14 protein-coding genes and 1 pseudogene are annotated in these 15,866 nt (G+C 57.2%); 8 read left to right on the top strand and 7 right to left on the bottom strand.

Annotation, left to right across the window (positions count from 1 at the left end; translation table 11 throughout):
• The first annotated feature begins 125 nt into the window (after positions 1–125).
• Positions 126–1,046: a LysR family transcriptional regulator gene (locus ACP7E4_RS01695; protein ID WP_426111067.1), complete on the top strand. Its 921-nt coding sequence runs from the start codon at positions 126–128 to the stop codon at positions 1,044–1,046.
• 361 nt (positions 1,047–1,407) lie between these two features.
• On the opposite strand, the gene ACP7E4_RS01690 is transcribed toward ACP7E4_RS01695, so the two are convergent.
• The 3 genes from ACP7E4_RS01690 to ACP7E4_RS01680 all read right to left on the bottom strand — a co-directional run bounded on the left by ACP7E4_RS01690 (position 1,408) and on the right by ACP7E4_RS01680 (position 3,121).
• A complete protein-coding gene (locus ACP7E4_RS01690; protein WP_426111065.1) occupies positions 1,408–1,740 on the bottom strand; it encodes an antibiotic biosynthesis monooxygenase family protein in 333 nt (110 codons plus the stop codon).
• A 40-nt stretch (positions 1,741–1,780) separates the two neighbouring features.
• Complete coding sequence (locus ACP7E4_RS01685; RefSeq protein WP_426111063.1) at positions 1,781–2,755, bottom strand: zinc-dependent alcohol dehydrogenase family protein; 975 nt, start codon at positions 2,753–2,755, stop codon at positions 1,781–1,783.
• A gap of 63 nt (positions 2,756–2,818) precedes the next feature.
• Positions 2,819–3,121 carry an ArsR/SmtB family transcription factor gene (locus tag ACP7E4_RS01680; protein ID WP_426111061.1) on the bottom strand — a complete coding sequence of 101 codons (303 nt, stop codon included), beginning with the start codon at positions 3,119–3,121 and terminating at the stop codon, positions 2,819–2,821.
• Between the two features lie 253 nt (positions 3,122–3,374).
• Here ACP7E4_RS01680 and ACP7E4_RS01675 point away from each other — a divergent pair, with 253 nt between their 5' ends.
• The 4 genes and pseudogenes from ACP7E4_RS01675 to ACP7E4_RS01660 all read left to right on the top strand — a co-directional run bounded on the left by ACP7E4_RS01675 (position 3,375) and on the right by ACP7E4_RS01660 (position 8,833).
• Entirely contained in the window at positions 3,375–3,872 is a 498-nt protein-coding gene (locus ACP7E4_RS01675) for an RNA polymerase sigma factor (RefSeq protein ID WP_426111059.1), read from the top strand.
• A gap of 5 nt (positions 3,873–3,877) precedes the next feature.
• Positions 3,878–4,813 (top strand): FecR family protein, encoded by a 936-nt coding sequence (locus ACP7E4_RS01670; RefSeq protein WP_426111057.1) that lies wholly within the window; start codon positions 3,878–3,880, stop codon positions 4,811–4,813.
• A gap of 77 nt (positions 4,814–4,890) precedes the next feature.
• Positions 4,891–7,296, top strand: coding sequence for a TonB-dependent siderophore receptor (locus ACP7E4_RS01665; protein ID WP_426111055.1), 2,406 nt, complete (start codon positions 4,891–4,893; stop codon positions 7,294–7,296).
• Between the two features lie 164 nt (positions 7,297–7,460).
• Positions 7,461–8,833, top strand: a pseudogene (locus ACP7E4_RS01660) (IS1182 family transposase).
• A 347-nt stretch (positions 8,834–9,180) separates the two neighbouring features.
• Here ACP7E4_RS01660 and ACP7E4_RS01655 read toward each other — a convergent pair.
• Complete coding sequence (locus ACP7E4_RS01655) at positions 9,181–9,840, bottom strand: glutathione S-transferase family protein (protein ID WP_426111053.1); 660 nt, start codon at positions 9,838–9,840, stop codon at positions 9,181–9,183.
• 169 nt (positions 9,841–10,009) lie between these two features.
• Between ACP7E4_RS01655 and ACP7E4_RS01650 the strand changes: the two genes are divergently transcribed.
• Positions 10,010–10,897, top strand: coding sequence for a LysR substrate-binding domain-containing protein (locus tag ACP7E4_RS01650; RefSeq protein ID WP_426111051.1), 888 nt, complete (start codon positions 10,010–10,012; stop codon positions 10,895–10,897).
• Between the two features lie 253 nt (positions 10,898–11,150).
• On the opposite strand, the gene ACP7E4_RS01645 is transcribed toward ACP7E4_RS01650, so the two are convergent.
• On the bottom strand, positions 11,151–11,765 hold the full coding sequence (locus ACP7E4_RS01645; protein ID WP_426111049.1) for a TetR/AcrR family transcriptional regulator: 615 nt from the start codon (positions 11,763–11,765) through the stop codon (positions 11,151–11,153).
• Between the two features lie 113 nt (positions 11,766–11,878).
• Between ACP7E4_RS01645 and ACP7E4_RS01640 the strand changes: the two genes are divergently transcribed.
• Positions 11,879–12,886 carry an NAD(P)-dependent oxidoreductase gene (locus tag ACP7E4_RS01640; RefSeq protein WP_426111047.1) on the top strand — a complete coding sequence of 336 codons (1,008 nt, stop codon included), beginning with the start codon at positions 11,879–11,881 and terminating at the stop codon, positions 12,884–12,886.
• A 28-nt stretch (positions 12,887–12,914) separates the two neighbouring features.
• Here ACP7E4_RS01640 and ACP7E4_RS01635 read toward each other — a convergent pair whose 3' ends face one another.
• Both ACP7E4_RS01635 and ACP7E4_RS01630 read right to left on the bottom strand, forming a co-directional pair.
• A complete protein-coding gene (locus ACP7E4_RS01635; RefSeq protein ID WP_426111045.1) occupies positions 12,915–13,838 on the bottom strand; it encodes a serine hydrolase domain-containing protein in 924 nt (307 codons plus the stop codon).
• 76 nt (positions 13,839–13,914) lie between these two features.
• Entirely contained in the window at positions 13,915–14,742 is an 828-nt protein-coding gene (locus tag ACP7E4_RS01630) for a helix-turn-helix transcriptional regulator (RefSeq protein WP_426111043.1), read from the bottom strand.
• A gap of 96 nt (positions 14,743–14,838) precedes the next feature.
• Between ACP7E4_RS01630 and ACP7E4_RS01625 the strand changes: the two genes are divergently transcribed.
• Entirely contained in the window at positions 14,839–15,795 is a 957-nt protein-coding gene (locus ACP7E4_RS01625) for a threonine dehydratase (RefSeq protein WP_426111041.1), read from the top strand.
• Positions 15,796–15,866: the final 71 nt, after the last annotated feature.

The raw sequence follows: 15,866 nt of genomic DNA, 5'->3' as shown, positions 1-15,866 counted from the left end.
GGCGGGCCGTTAACAAGCCATGCGTCAGCGGCGTCGTTGCCTGTGAGCGGCATATTGCTGTTCCCCTAGGCGAACCGGTAGTAGCATCGCTCGACTAGCTGTGTCGCGATAAAGGGAACGCCAAGTTGGATATCGAAGAGCTACAGACATTTGTTGAGGTTGCCAATGCCGGAGGTGTTTCGCCTGCTGCGCTTCGGCTTGGCGTATCCAAGTCGATCGTCAGTCGCAGGCTGGCGCGCCTGGAAACGGAGCTTGGAGTGCAGCTGCTGACACGGTCCACCCGTGGAGCAGCGCTGACAGAAGCCGGTGCTACGTTCCGCGAACATGCTGCTAAGGTGTGTGCCGAGATTGAATTAGCACGGGAAGCAATTCTGCCCGCGGGGCCCCTGCGTGGACGTCTGCGCGTTGCCGCACCGCTGTCTTTCGGACCGACGCATTTCGCCCCGGTGGTAGCAGAGATGGCGCGCCGACACCCACTGCTCACTGTCCAGACCTGCTACAGCGATCGCTTTGTAGATCTGATTGCCGAGGGATATGACTGTGGCATACGGGTTGGATACCTGCCTGACTCAAACCTTATCGGCAGATGTGTAGGCCCGGTCGTAGTCCAGCTGGTCGCGAGCCCAGGCTATATCAAGGTCTATGGCTCACCGCAACGGCCGGAGGAACTGGCCTCCCATCAAGCCCTGATGCAGAGTACTGAGGCCTGGCAGTTTATGAATGGCGGCGAGGTTATTTCGGTTCGTCCTCAGGGGCGATTCAAGGCCGACAACGGCGTCGCGCTTGTCGCCGCCGCCGTAGCAGGGCTGGGGGTCGCTTACCTGCCCGATAGCCTCACCCATGACAGCCTCGCCTCGAAGGCACTGGTGCCCATCATGACGAGTTACCCACCGCCACCCGCAGGCGCGTATTTGGTCCGCCCTCCCGGTCAGCATCCAGCACGAAAGATCCGTGTCCTCACCGAACTCCTGATCGAGTACTTCGGAAAGTATCCACACTTTGCGGGGGCCGCCTCTACCTTATCCCCGAGCCTGCCCCATGACTGATTTGGGTAGATAGCAGCCTTTTAGGAACGGCAGCAATCGGCTGAAGCGGACATCGAGCAGATTCTTCGTCTCCCAAAGAAGGCTTGCACTAGAGATCGAACCGCTTCAAAGCTCAAGTAGTTGAGTATCCAGCGCCTTAAAAATCCTCACGTGGCCATCTCGATGGTGCAGCACTTCAATCCGCAGGATCTCTTCGGCACAGCCGGCCACCGGGGAAGCAATGCAGGCCAAGAAGAATGTGAATCTGTTGAGCTCACTGTCAGCTCAAATCGCGACCATTACATATTAGCCACTACTGGCCCGCATATTTGCGACCACCGCTAACTGCTTGAAGCCACAAAACTCTCAAGACACTAGATTCCTATGCTAACGGGGTGCTCGAATCATCATATTCGCCAGGAGAAAAAGCTGCCCCCTCGATATGATAGACCCTCGGTTCTTCCGAAAAGTAGTCCTCTAAGCCCATCATAAACGTCCGATGGTCTTCACTCTCTTCGAAGCCCGGCGTGTGATCCTCGAGTGATTGCCATCGCACGATCAAGTTGAATTGCTCAGGAGTTTCTATCCCTTGCGCTAGTAGGTGGCCGCAATAACCCTCTGCACGGGTGAGCAAAGGAGCGACCTCGGCAAATGCACTTCTGAACATCTCGATGCATTCTTTGTGAACGGGGAGCAAAGCAATTTCATAAATCATGGCATTCCTCGAAATGAACTAAACGTTTAAAAGTAAGCACTTACGATATGAGCGATGGCTCGACTGCAATCGCGATTTTCCCTTGAACACCGTTGTTGCGACTCTCCAGCCGAGCATGGGCGAGCGGAATATCGGCAAGCGAATAGACGGCGCCAACGTGTGGTCGCAGTTGCCCTCGCGCTACCAATGCGCTCAGCTCATCGAGCTTGCCGCGGTTCTGTCTTGTGAAAACGAAGTGATAACTCGCGTTCTTGCCCCAGGCCTGAACTACGTTTTGTGGCTGTGCAATGTCCACGATCGAGACCACGCGGCCAAGCTGTGCAAGCGCGTCAGGGCTGCGCGACAATGTATTGCCGCCGATAGCGTCGAACACAACATCAACTCCGCGGCCACCCGTTTCCCGAATGATGGCGTCGACGTAATCCTCCTTTTCGTAATCTATGACCACATCGGCCCCCATACTTCGTGCGAACTCAGCGTTTGCCTCGCGCACGGTCGTGAAAACTCTTGCTCCCATGGCTTTTGCCAACTGGATCGCAACATGCCCCACTCCTCCCGCGCCGCCGTGTATCAGAATGCTTTCCCCCACCCTGAGCGTCGCACGCACAATCAGTGCTTCCCATACCGTCCCGCCAACCAGACTCAGACTTGCCGCCTCAAGATGGGTTAGCGAAGGAGGCTTCTTGCCGATGATGCTTTCGGCAGCAACGTGGTACTCGGCATAACTTCCTGGCCCGTCAAATATTTGCGGGGTGTACCAGACTTCGTCTCCAGATGCGAAGGTCGTCACACCCTGCCCGACTTCTTCGACAACGCCCGAGACATCGTGGCCGGTAATGGCCGGCAGTTGCACCAGTTCGGGATAGTCGCCGCGGCGGACTTGGTAATCCAATGGATTGATGGAGGTTGCGTACACCCGGACCAAGACTTGCCCCGTGCCCGGCACAGGCTTGGGCACATCGCAAAGTTCGAACGATTCCGGGCCACCAAATGACTTAACTACCATCGCTTTCATTGTAAATCCTCGTATCCATAAATAGGGATATCGAGATATCTAGATATCCTGCGGTAAATAAAACTACAGCTCTTTCCCTATGATCTGGGCAAGAGCACTGATGGTTGCTTCATTGCGCTTGTAGTAAGTCCACTGACCGATGCGTCTGACTTCGACCAAACCCACTCGTTGCAAAGTCGCAAGATAGCCAGACACCGTTGACTGCGACAGTCCGATACCTTCTTGAATACTACTGACGCAGACGCCCACCGTGAGAACGTCACCTTCATCCTGCGCAGGGAAGTTCTTTGCGGGATCCTTCAAACCTTTCAAGATTTCAAGGCGTGTAGGGTTTGAGAGAGCTTTGAATATTTCGATCAATTCCATAAGCCAGATCATATCGAGATTTACCGATATGTCAATGCGTGTATTCAGTTCGGCTCAGATGAGCCAGTCTGACCGAAGGAAGACAGTCGGCTTTGAGTTGATAGCTGCCTTGCGTTACAGGCAGAAAGCGGCCAGCAGCAGCCACTCTCATTTGCAGGTCGTTCAAAATGGCAGCTCCAAAAACATTGTTAATACGACGCGTTATCATTAAAATGTGGCGCTTCCCGCTGCGTGATCTCTGTAAATGTCGAGCATGACCACCGAAGAGCTTGAGGTGGCCTTCCGGGCCCATGCCACCGAGTTGCGTTCGTTTCTTAATCGCCAGTTGCGCAATCCTGAAGCCGCTGCCGATCTGGCGCAGGAAACCTACCTACGCCTGCTACGCCAGCCGCCACGTAAACCTGTGCTCAATCTACGCGGCTTTATCTTTAAAATTGCCCGGAACTTGGCAATTGATCATGCGCGCAGCAGGCAAACACGAGAGTACCTCGACGAAGGTATCGCCTACCTTTACGAGGTGACGGGCGAAAGACCGGCGCTGTTCGATATCGTGGTCGGGCAACAAGATCTCGCGGCAATGGCCCACGCCTTGCACCGTTTACCCGCCCAGTGCCAGCAGATATTTACGCTGTGTCGGCTGCGAAACCTTCCCCACAAAGAAGTGGCCTTGCAACTGCAGGTATCGATAAGTACGGTGGAAAAACAATTAGCTATTGCGCTCGACTTTCTCAGCCAATGCCTGCAACGATAGCCGGTATGCACGATCAACCCGATACTACCCAGTCCTTTAGCGAGGTTCAGCGCACTGCCCACGCTTGGGTGATTCGCCTCACCTCGGGCTCGGCGCTGCCATCTGATCGGGTTGCGGCGCGGGCTTGGTGCGAGCAGACACCGGAGCATCAGCGGGCTTTTGTCGAAGCGCGGCGGGTGTGGTGTTTAAGTGGGCATCTGGCTGAGCCTCGTGCCTCCGCACGGCCGCCTTCACGTCGAATTTGGACGATGGGCATCGCGGCGTCGTTGGTGCTCGGGCTCGGCTTGGCATGGGTGCACCGAATGGCATTGGATGCGGACTATTACACTGGCACCGGTGAGCGTCGACAGATCGTCCTTGCTGATGGTTCTCACATCACCTTGAATGCCCACAGCGCCGTTGATGTGAATCTCACTGCCGATGGGCGGCGCATTACCCTGCGCAAGGGTGAGGCCCTGTTTAATGTAACGCCGGACTCGCAGCGCCCCTTCAGTGTGCAGGCGGGTACCTTGAACGCGACTGCCCTGGGCACGATCTACGCGGTGCGCCGTGAAGGCGAACAAGTCGATGTCACGGTGCGTCGAGGACGTGTGGCCGTCACCGAAGGACCTGAAACGGTGACGCTCGGCGCTGGCGAGACCGTTAGCGGGCGTGCCGACGGCCTAGGCGCGACGCAGGGTGTGGATGTAGACAAGATGCTGGCTTGGGAGCAGGGCCGCTTGGTATTTGAGCTGACGCCGCTTTCGCAGGTGCTTGAGCAGGTCGAACGCTATCGTCCGGGAATTGTAATGATACGGGATACGAGCCTGGGCGCACTCAAGGTCAGCGGTACCTTTCAACTCGATCACTTGGACGAGGGCTTGGTGACGCTGGAGAAAGTCTTTCCCCTCAAGATCGAGCGCTACACGAACTACCTACTGGTGGTCTCACCCAAGACTTAACTATTTTTACGGTTGTTGGCGTGTCGCCCGTCTTCCCTACCTAGAATGATAATTCTTCGTATTTAGGGAGATCACCGATGCACCATCCGCTGTCTACAGTTTCGCGCATCAAATCTTTATCCGTAGCCCCGCTTACCCTGCTGTGCGTGCTGATATCCGACCTGGTGGCTGCCGATCCTCACCAGTTCAACATCGCACCGCAACCCTTGGCGAGCGCGCTGAACCGCCTTGCGGCTCAAAGCGGTTTACAGGTGATTTTCGATGGCACTTTGGTATCAGGCAAGAACAGCTCTGGAGTAGTCGGTTCTAAAGAGGCAGAGGCCGCACTGGCTGAAGTGTTGGCAGGCAGCGGCTTGACCTGGCGGTCTACAGGTGGGAGCACTGTTATGTTGGAGAAGGCTCCCGAATCGAGCAGCATCCTGCAATTGGGGGAGACCGCAATCATGGGCCAGGGGATGAGCGAAATGACCGAGAACAGTGGTTCCTACACCACCGGGACGATGCAGACGGCCACCAAGCTGCCCTTGAGCTTGCGCGAAACGCCGCAGTCGGTCAGCGTGATTACGCGTAAGCGTATGGACGACAAGGCCATGACCAGCATCAGCGATGTCGCCAAAAGCGCGCCGGGAATTTTCCTCAACAACTCCGGTGGGGTTGGGCGGCCGACTTTCAGCGCACGCGGTTTCGACATCGACAACATCATGTACGACGGTTTCCCCACCAGCTTCCTGACCTACCTGCCCAGCGGAGAAGCCAACCTGGCCATGTATGACCGGGTCGAGATCGTTCGCGGCGCCGCCGGACTGACCCAGGGCGCCGGCAACCCCGCTGGCGCCATCAACCTAGTGCGCAAGCGCCCGACCCATAAATTCCAGGGTACGCTCACCGGCAGTGCTGGTAGTTGGGATGATTACAGCAGCACGCTGGACGTGGGAGGCCCGCTCAATGAAAACGGCACCCTGCGCGGCCGTACCGTGATCTCGGGACAGGACGCCAAAAGCTTCCGGGACTCGGTGGAGAGCGACGCTGAGCTGTTCTATGGCGTGGTCGATGTCGACTTGAGCGAAAGCACCACCCTGACCCTCGGTGCCTACCGGCAGAAGAACCATACCAACTATATCTGGGGCGGTTTGCCCATGGCCCGTGGCGGTGGCCATCTAGGGCTGCCACGCGACACTTTCCTAGGGAATGACTGGGAATACTCGGACAATCGCACCACGGGTTATTTCGCGACGCTGGAGCACGGCTTCGCCAACGACTGGACGCTGCGCCTGGCAGCGATGCAGACGAAGACCGACACCGACGTGCTGGCCTCATCGGTATGGGCATACGATAGCCACTATCTGTGGACGGAAGCCATGGAGCAGAAGGAAACAGGCTACGACCTGGCACTCAGCGGTCCCTTCCAGATGCTCGGTCAAGAGCATGACCTGACGCTGGGCGTAAGCAGGCGCGAGCTGGATTATCGTTCCGGCGACGCCTGGAGCGATTTCATCGACGCTGGCATCAATCTTTTCGAGTGGAATCCACGTGATCATGACAAACCGTATTACGTCACTGGCGATAACGGCCTTCCCGAGACCACCACTCAGGACAGCTTCTATGCCAGCACCCGTCTGCGCTTGAGCGAGCCACTGTCGCTCATTCTCGGCGGACGTCTGGACTGGTACGAATTCGAAGACAAAGCAAGCAGTGAAGCCAACTTCAAGGTCACTCGCAATCTGACCCGCTATGCCGGCCTGGTCTACGACCTGGACGACAATCACTCGGTCTATGTCAGCTACACCGATATCTTCAAGCCGCAGACCAGCAAAGGCCTCGACAGGAAAGTCATCGCCCCGGTAGTGGGTGAGAACTACGAAGTAGGCATCAAAGGCGAATACTTTGATGGCGCGCTGAACGCCAGCATGGCTGTTTTTCAGATCGACCAGAAGAATCGCGCCCAGGATTTGCCTGATTCCAAAGGTTGCGGTTCAGGCGCCGCTAGTGCGTGCTACGAGGCTGCCGGCTTGGTGCGCAGCAAGGGCATTGACCTGGAAATCCAGGGCGCCCTGACCGACAACTGGCAACTGGCTGCCGGATACACCTACACCCAGACCCAATACGTCAGCGACGCCAATACAGCCCTGGAAGGCGAAGACTTCGACCGCAAGAAACCGCGTCAGCTGTTCAAGCTGGCCACGATCTACAACCTGCCCGATGAGCTGCAGCGCTGGCGTATTGGCGGTGATCTCTACCAGCAGAGCCGCATCCGTACCTCGGGGGGCACCGGTGCCACTGCCTGGAAAAACCAGCAGGGCTCGTACACGGTGGTGGGTCTGGTGGCTGGCTACAAGGCCAGCGAGCAACTCGATCTTCAGCTCAACGTAAACAACCTGTTCGACCGTACCTACTACAGCAGCGTGGCCAATGGAGCCTATAGCCCGTATGACATCTACGGCGACCCACGTAATTTGAAACTGACTGCCCGCTACAGCTTTTAAGAAGCTGTTTTTCGCCAAAGATCCAAGGAAGGACGTGGCCAAGTCGAGTAAGACGATTGCTGCGTATTGTGAATGGCTGCAATTGACCGATTCTGTTGAAAAAGTAGATCTCCTGCCTGGCCTGCGGCAAAATCAGGTCATCGGCCAGCGGGAGGACTCGCAGCATGATGGGACAATTGTCGAGCGGACAAGAGAGACTGTTTTACTCGTTCAACATTGAAGATCACATCCCAGCCAATCACCTCCTGCGCAGCATTGATCGATGCCTGGATCTAAGCGATCTGCGCCTTTATCTCGCCGATTTTTATAGCCCAATCGGGCGCCCATCGATTGATCCCGAACTGATGATTCGCCTGTTGGTGGTGGGCTACTGCTACGGCATTCGCTCCGAACGCCGGTTGTGCGAAGAGGCTCATTTGAACCTGGCATATCGCTGGTTCTGCCGTTTGAGTCTTGAAGACGAAGTCCCCAATCACTCTACGTTTTCCAAGAATCGGCACGGTCGTTTTCGCGACAGCTCACTGTTTCGCTGGCTGTTCAACGAGGTGCTGCGTCGGTGCATGGACGCAGGTCTGGTGAAGGGCGAAGGTTTTGCTGTGGACGCCAGCGTTATCAAGGCTGATGCAAGTCGGCAACGCGGCGTATCTAGCGATGATGAAATCAACTGGCGCGATCCGTCGCTCAGTACTCGCGCCGTGCGTGAGTACCTTGAAGCGCTGGATGAAGAAGCTTTGGCCGAAGCACTGCCCAAGCGTCTGTCGCTGACCGATCCACTTGCACGTTGGACCGCTGCGCCAGGAGGTCCAGCGTTCTTCGCTTACTCGACGAACTATCTGATTGATGTCGAACATGGCGTGATCATGGACGTGGAGCCGACTCCAGCGCATCGAACCGCCGAGGTCGAGGCACCAAGACCATGATCGAGCGGGTCGAAGAACAGTTCGACATCAAGCCGGATCGGCTCATCGGCGATACCGCTTATGGAACCGCACCGATGTTGGCCTGGATGGTGGACGAAAAAGACATCGAGCCACATGTGCCGGTTTGGGACAAAACCGAGCGCAAGAACGACAGCCTCTCGATCAGCGATTTTCAATGGAATGAAGAGGCGCAGGAATATCGTTGCCCTACGGGACACGCGTTGCGTAGCGAGTGGCGGGCCTTCAAGAACCAGCGCTCACATGTCACGAAAGCCGACACCATCATTTTTCGATCCCGGCAAACCGACTGCGCTACTTGCTCAATGAAAGAGCAATGCTGCCCAAATACCTCGTTCCGAAAAATCGCCCGTAGCATCCATGAGAGAGCGCGCGAAGTTGCGCGGCGCATCGCCAAGACACCTCAATACGTGTGCTCTCGCCATGAGCGTAAGAAGGTCGAAATGTTGTTCGCTCATCTCAAGCAAATCCTGAAACTGGATCGGTTGCGACTACGAGGAATGACCGGTGCGAACGACGAATTCACCTTGGCGGCTGCGGTACAGAATCTAAGACGACTGGCGAAACTGACCTCACAAGGCCCACCGGCCACGGGATAGGTACGCCCGGAATCAGCAAAAACCCTCAAATCAACCCGCCGACCAAGCTGCAACGATCAACGCAGAACCAAAAAACCACGCAACGTGGTGACCAGGTTCTGAAGTGAGGACCAACGTCGACCTCTGCCAGCCTGAAATTCCGACTTTTTCAACAGAATCGGCCGATTGCGGCCGTCGTAGGCGGTTGACTGTCCGCGTTGAGTCAGGAATGCGCATCTCGGGTGCTATGTCAAACAGAGCCCCCTGGCTTGCCAGAGTCCGGGGGCTTGTCTACGGCAAAGCAATGACAACACGGTGTCGAGCGTGTCCTGGTCTGTGGTCTTCAGACTGATTTAGCCGTGCATCGATCAGCTTACGGTGCTGAGCACTCCAACCATCCGCTTTTCTACCTCATCACGAGTAGCAGCCCATGCTGGGACGGAATCGAGCAGACGCTGTTGCCAGGCGACCAGGTTCGGGAACTCTTCGAAAGGTGCTCCAGTCCGCTTGTACTGCGAAAAAGGTGCTGCGATATCAATGTCTGCGAGGGTCAACGCATCACCGACGATGAATTTTCGGGTCGTGAGATGGGAATCCAGAACGTGTGCAGCGTTGCGAATATTGGTCATCGCCAACTGGACGATCGCCTCGGTCTCAGGCTTGCCCATGAACGCTGCGCCCGCCCACTCATTGAAAAGAAGAGTGGAGAATATCCGCCATTGCTCACCCGACCAGAACATCCATTGCAGGACCTCCAGCTTCTCTGACTGAGTCCGTCCAAGCAGGTTGGAGTTGGCTTTCTCGGCAAGGTACAAATTAATGGCTGACGCTTCCCAGAGGACGGTATCGCCGTCTTGAAGCACGGGAGTGAGGCCGTGCGGGTTCAGCTTCAGAAACTCGGGGGTACGACTTTCACCCTTGAACAGATCGACATTCATACGTTCGACATCGACGCCCATGATCGCAGCAGCGGCAATGACGCGACGCAGGCTACCCGAACCTGGATCGCCGTAGATTTTGATGGACATAGTTTTCCTCACACAGTGATGTTGGCTGTTAAATCAAGCTGCAGGTGCTCGATAACCTTCAGGATCACGAATGTGCTCCGTCAGGCTTGTTGGGTGACGAGATCACGTTAAACTCTTTCTCAATACAAAATAATGCCGTCGTTTCGCAGAACACTTATTTGGAATATGAATGACTGATCGTTGGCTTGAGATCGAGGTTTTCACCCGTGTCGCGGAGTCGGGAAGCTTCTCCCGTGCCGCTCAAAAGCTAGGGCTTTCACAGCCATCGACCTCTCGTATCGTCACGGGACTGGAAACTCGTCTGGGTGTGAAGCTCTTGCTGCGCACGACCCGGAATGTGGCACTCACGGAAGCAGGCGCTGCGTTTCTGGAGAGGGCTCGCCAGGCTGCTGCCGACCTGGAGGACGCTGAAGATGCGGCTCGAGGAATCGATTCCCTGCGTGGCACCATTCGCCTTGCGGTACCTCTGATGTACGGTACCCGAGCAGTCATTCCCGTCTTGCCCGGTTTCCTCGAGCGTTACCCTGATCTGCGAGTCGAAATCACCATGCGAGATGAGCGGCAGAACCTGGTGGCAGCTGGAGTCGACATGGCAATCCGAATGGGCACGCTTGAGGATTCCACATTCGGAGCTCGGCAAATTGCTTCAGTGGCGCGAATGTTAGTCGCGTCGCCGGCATACCTCACCAAGAGAGGGGCGCCAAAAGCGCCTGAAGAGCTGGAGTTTCACGACGCACTCTTGCACGAACAAAGCTTTCCGGAGAAAAGCACATTAAAACTGTTCAAGGCAGGCACGGAGCAGGTTGTGACGTTGCGCGGAAGAGTCAGGATCGATGCAGCGCCAGGCATTCTGGCTGCTGCAGTGGCGGGTCTTGGCATAGCCAATGTGACAACTATCATGTCAGCACAAGAGCGACACGACGGCCGCCTTGTGCACGTGTTGCCGGACTACGAACTCGAGCCTTTAAAGGCGTTTGCGGTATTTCCGTCCGGCCCCAAGCCTTCGGCCAAGGTGCGGGCTCTGGTAACCCACCTGATCGCCGAATTAGGCAGCTAGCGAACTGAGTTTCAAGCGCCTGGATGATCCCGCCAGATTATCGAAATGTGTTAAATCTCGATGGCTTTCGAGCCTCTCTGGAAGCACGCGACGAGTCATGCGCTGCCTCGGTCCTCCTCGAATCACCCCGGAGACGAAAATGTCCGCGTTTGACCGATCCTGTTGGAAAAGTCGGCCTTGGGTTGAAGAATGGAAAATACGCGTCGGAGATTCAAATCTTAAAGGTCGGTCCTGCTTTAACCACGCACCAACCTTAGTCAGCGCCCTGTAAAGCGCCGCGGATCAGCGAAGCGAAAGCGTCGGTCACCTCATCCATACCATGCCGGCCCCGTACCAGTGCGCCCGAAAGCGCTTCCCCCGCGCCGACCAGGCCGGTACAGCGTCGCTCCAGTTCGGCCGCTGTCAGGGCTGTGTGAGGTTTAAGCACGGTCATGAACATCTGCACGCAGTTATCCAATAGCTCCTGAAAAACCGCTGCCTTCTCGTTGCTGCCTGCCAGAGCCGCGCCTACTGCATAGAATTCGTCGGTGTTGTCTGCCGCGCACTGGATGTAGGCGCTGGCCAGGACCAGGGCAGTCTCCTCCAGACTCCGTGTGGTCGCGGACATGGCGTCACGGAAGGCGCTGACCCGCTCGGCATCAATCCACTTGTAGAGCTCGATCAACAGAGCCGATCGCGTGCCGAAATGGTCGTAGACCACCGGTTTGGACACGCCTGCGCGGACGGCCAGATGCCCCAGGGTCAACCGGTCGGCGTCTTCCTCGCGCACGATCAGTAATGCGGTATCCAGCAACTGACGCCGCCGATCGGCTTTCGAAAGCCGGCGCGTAGATGAATGTGTGGCGGGGTACTCAGTGTCTTGTTGCACGTTATCGTTTCCAGAATGATAAAACCTACCAATGGTAGGTTACGAGGTGCGATGCCCGTGTTAGTGTTCCTACCAATAGTAGGTTGTAACTGGAAAAACAAGGAGAACATACAATGTCACTTAATCCTATCCTGTTAATGGGTGGCTCTGGCGCCATTGGCCACCACACTGCCCGGGCACTGCGCGCCGCCCATCCCGACGTCCCGCTGCTAATTGGCGGCCGTGATCTGGCCAAGGCTCAGCGGGCGGCAGAACAAATGGGTGGAGCGCAGGGCGTGGTGATTGACCCCACCGCCGAGGATCTGGGCCTTGGCGATCGCCAAGTCAGCGGCGTCGTGGTCTTCTACATGGACCACGCTCTTGCCGGGCTGCGTTACGCGCAAAAGTGCGGTGTGCCGCACCTGAGCATCTCTTCTGGCGTTTTCGAGATCGCGCCGGAAATCGCGACCTACATACACAGGCCTGACGCCGCGCCTATCGTCCTCGGTTACGAATGGATGGTGGGCGCGACGACGGTGTCGACGCTGAGCGTTGCCGGGGCATTCGGCCGCATACACGACATCAGCATCAACGCGTTCGTAGACGAGCAGGATACCGGGGGCCCGACTGTCGCCACCGATTTCGAACACCTGAACAGAATGCTCCCGGCCGCGCTGACACGGCGCAATGGAGTCTACGTCTGGCGCGAAGGGGAGGACTCCAAAGTCAGCTTCCACGCGGTGGATGGAACGCAAATCGAAGCCTCGGGCTTTTCGTCCATCGACGTGGTCGGTCTGGGGGCCGCGACGGGTGCGCCCAATGTCCAGTTCAACCTGGCCATCGGAATGAGCTCGACCCGACGCCAGGGCGGGCCGATGTCGACCGAGATCATCATCGAACTCGCTGGCGAGGACCTGAAGGGCGAACCGCTGCGCACCCGGCATGCCGTTGTCCACCCGGCCGGCGCTGCACCGCTGACCGGCTTCAGCGTGGCAATGATCCTGGAGCGACTGCTGGGGCTGGACGGCCAACCGCCAACCCCGCCAGGTCTCTACTTTCCTTATCAGCTGCTGGACGCCGCCGCATATCTGGAACGTCTGAAGCAAGAGGGTGGTGAGTTGCGCGAGCTGCCGGTGCAGTGATGCTGAGAGTAGAAGCCGCGGTAGCTGACTAATCAGGGCGGGCGCCGAAAGCACTCAGGTGCCCGATGTCCCGTGTCGCAAGGTTCCGTTGCAGCTGTTGAACCACCAGGGCTTCGACGGCGCCTTCACTGACACCTGTCTCAAAAACAGCGCAACAAGCCGATGCGTCGCCGTCGCAGATACGGTATACGGCAATGACGCTGCCAGGCCCGCAGCCTGTGTGACCACATAGGGACACACCGCCTTCTATCACACCTTGCATCACACCAAGGCCATATCCAGGGCTGATCCATGGGCGTCCGGGAATCGGGCCACCCAATGTTCGTGCTGTCTGCATTTCCTGGAGCAAACCCGTTGGGAGAAAGTCTCCGCAGAACAGGCGATCCAGGAATAGCGCCGCTTGCGAAATGGGGCCGATCAGCAAGCCGTGATAGACCCAGGCGGGGTCATAAGTTGATGTATTTCCAAGGTGGGTCTGTTGTAAGTCTGCCCGCGTTTTAGCGAAGCAAACGCTCGAAATGCCCAAAGGGCTTAAAGCACGTTGAGTCACCGCCTGTTCAAGCGTCAGATCAGTCACCCTTTCAATAAGCCTCCCTATGAGCATGTAACCAACATTGGAGTAGCGCCAACTGGTTCCGGGGCTGTATCGAAGTCGACAACCGTCAAGGCGTTGCATCATTTCACTTTCCGACCAGGCTGACTCTCCGTTAGCAACGGCGGCGTGATACTCCGCGAGTTCGCCATAATCGCCGAGACCTGCCTCGTGCCGCAGTAGCTGGCGCAATGTGAAAGGTTGATCAAGAATCGGGGTGTCCAATCCGACCTGTCCATCACGCACCAATGACAGGGTGGTCACGGCCAGGACTGTCTTGGTAAAGCTCCACCACGGCACCATCAGGTCGGATTGGTCAGTCGTAAGTGACTGACCATTTGCTACAAGTGAACTCAGCATTGAATTCCCTAAAGTATTGAGCGGATCCACTGCTCAGCAAGATATCCCATTTACCTTTTACCGAGGGAGTGCAAAGTCAAGTTGACGCATTTGTACAACCTCGACGCAACTGTGCAGGACTCACGCCAAGCCGATGCCTGAAAACAGTCGTCATATGGGCCTGGGAGTTGAAGCCGCAGGTGAGGGCGATGTCCGATAGGGTGGCGGTGGAGTCGCGCATCAGAGCACGGGCTTTGGCGAGGCGTCGGTCGATCAGATAAGCGTGGGGGCTTTTGCCGGTGGCGACCTTGAATGCGCGCATGAAATACCCTTCGGACAATCCAAGCAGCTGCGCCATTGCTTTTACACCCAGCGGTCCGCCAAGCATCGCGTCAATGAACTCATCGAGCAGGCGCATCCGGCCGCCAGTTATCGAGCCAGTGTGTGGCATCGGCAATGCGTCGTGGCTGCGCGCCCGTTCTACCAATGCAAGTGCCCAGCTTTCCCAGTCATCCGCCACCGAGGCCTGTAACAATGCGTTGCGCATGCGCGATGCGAGCCTGGTCGCCTGTGGATCGATGCGATTGTTGAATGCGCGATCACCCGCCAGCGCGATACCGTCGGTGCGGATCACCAGCAAGTATTCTCCACCCTGAGGGGATTCGGACAACACGTCACAGCCAGCCGGGACGAACGCCAGGCCGTTGGGTACAGCGGTGAAGGGCAGCACCCGGTCGCTGCCGATAGCGTGCAGGCCTCGTTGGCTGTCGAAGGCGAAGCCAATCGCCGCCCTAGACGATACATATCGGGTCGCGTAGGGGCTGCCAGGGAGCAGTTCGATCATCCACGGCCCTGTTTCGACCCGGCGGATCGATTCAGGCAGCTGTGATGACGGTGGGCGATTGCGAGGGCTCATGAGTTTCATAGTAACGAAGAGGGGGCGTAGAAGTCAGGTCAGTTTTCTGAAAGCCAAACGGCTGCACGCGTCTCTAGACTGGGCGAAACCTTCGGAGCGCAAATCATGCACAGAATCACGCTTGATGATATCGAACAGGCAGCTCGTCTGGTCTACCAGGTGATGCCCGCGACTGCCCAATACGCCTGGCCGTTGCTGGCTGAACGGTTGGATTGCAAGGTGTGGATCAAGCATGAAAATCACACACCTACAGGCGCTTTCAAAGTACGAGGCGGCATTACCTTCATGCACTGGCTCAGGCGCGAGCATCCAGATGCGAAAGGCATCGTCAGCGCCACTCGCGGCAATCATGGCCAAAGCATCGCGCTGGCCGCAGCCGCGCTGGGCTTGCGGGCGTTGATTGTCGTGCCGCAAGGCAATTCCCCGGAAAAGAACAACGCCATGCGCGGCTTTGGCGGTGAAGTGGTGGAGTATGGCCGCGATTTTGATGAGGCTCGTGAAGAGGCTTTGCGCCTGTCGCAAGTGCATGGTCTTTTTCTGGTGCCGCCATTCCATACCGAGCTGGTCAAAGGTGTCGCCACTTATGCGCTGGAGCTGTTCAAGGCAGCGCCAGACCTGGACACCGTCTATGTGCCCATTGGCTGTGGCTCGGGGATTTGCGGGGTGATCGCCGCCCGCGATGCACTGGGCCTCAAGACTCAGGTGGTGGGTGTAGTGTCCACTGAGGCAGCCGCTGCAAAGCTGTCGTTTGATGCTGGAGCCATACGCGAGACTGCCTCGGCAGATACCTTCGCTGATGGTCTGGCCGTACGCAAACCAGTCCCCGAGGCTTTTGCCGTCTACGCGGCAGGAGCGTCGCGGATCGTATCGGTCAGCGATGCGCAGATCTGCGATGCCATGCGCATCTATTATTCCGATACCCATAACCTCGCTGAAGGTGCCGGCGCGGCACCCCTTGCAGCACTCATTCAGGAACGCGAAACAATGCGGGGGCGCAGGGTCGGTGTAATCCTGTCCGGTGGCAATGTGGACAGGTCAGTGTATGCGCGGGTCATTGCGTGAGTGATTGGTGTCAGCTATCGAGGGGGCTGCAGTGCACTTCTGAGCCGTCCCGCAAGTTCAGCGGGCGGCTG

This window comes from Pseudomonas sp. DSP3-2-3, assembly GCF_049898225.1.
Lineage (GTDB): Bacteria > Pseudomonadota > Gammaproteobacteria > Pseudomonadales > Pseudomonadaceae > Aquipseudomonas.
Note: the sequence above shows the minus strand (reverse complement) of the source record. Positions and strands in the feature narration are given on the sequence as shown.

Bases quoted from the DNA above. Each gene is read 5' to 3' on its own strand.
- ACP7E4_RS01690 (WP_426111065.1), bottom strand. From the start codon at position 1,740: ATGATTTATGAAATTGCTTTGCTCCCCGTTCACAAAGAATGCATCGAG.
- ACP7E4_RS01685 (WP_426111063.1), bottom strand. From the start codon at position 2,755: ATGAAAGCGATGGTAGTTAAGTCATTTGGTGGCCCGGAATCGTTCGAA.
- ACP7E4_RS01680 (WP_426111061.1), bottom strand. From the start codon at position 3,121: ATGGAATTGATCGAAATATTCAAAGCTCTCTCAAACCCTACACGCCTT.
- ACP7E4_RS01675 (WP_426111059.1), top strand. From the start codon at position 3,375: ATGACCACCGAAGAGCTTGAGGTGGCCTTCCGGGCCCATGCCACCGAG.
- ACP7E4_RS01670 (WP_426111057.1), top strand. From the start codon at position 3,878: ATGCACGATCAACCCGATACTACCCAGTCCTTTAGCGAGGTTCAGCGC.
- ACP7E4_RS01665 (WP_426111055.1), top strand. From the start codon at position 4,891: ATGCACCATCCGCTGTCTACAGTTTCGCGCATCAAATCTTTATCCGTA.
- ACP7E4_RS01655 (WP_426111053.1), bottom strand. From the start codon at position 9,840: ATGTCCATCAAAATCTACGGCGATCCAGGTTCGGGTAGCCTGCGTCGC.
- ACP7E4_RS01650 (WP_426111051.1), top strand. From the start codon at position 10,010: ATGACTGATCGTTGGCTTGAGATCGAGGTTTTCACCCGTGTCGCGGAG.
- ACP7E4_RS01640 (WP_426111047.1), top strand. From the start codon at position 11,879: ATGTCACTTAATCCTATCCTGTTAATGGGTGGCTCTGGCGCCATTGGC.
- ACP7E4_RS01635 (WP_426111045.1), bottom strand. From the start codon at position 13,838: ATGCTGAGTTCACTTGTAGCAAATGGTCAGTCACTTACGACTGACCAA.
- ACP7E4_RS01630 (WP_426111043.1), bottom strand. From the start codon at position 14,742: ATGAAACTCATGAGCCCTCGCAATCGCCCACCGTCATCACAGCTGCCT.
- ACP7E4_RS01625 (WP_426111041.1), top strand. From the start codon at position 14,839: ATGCACAGAATCACGCTTGATGATATCGAACAGGCAGCTCGTCTGGTC.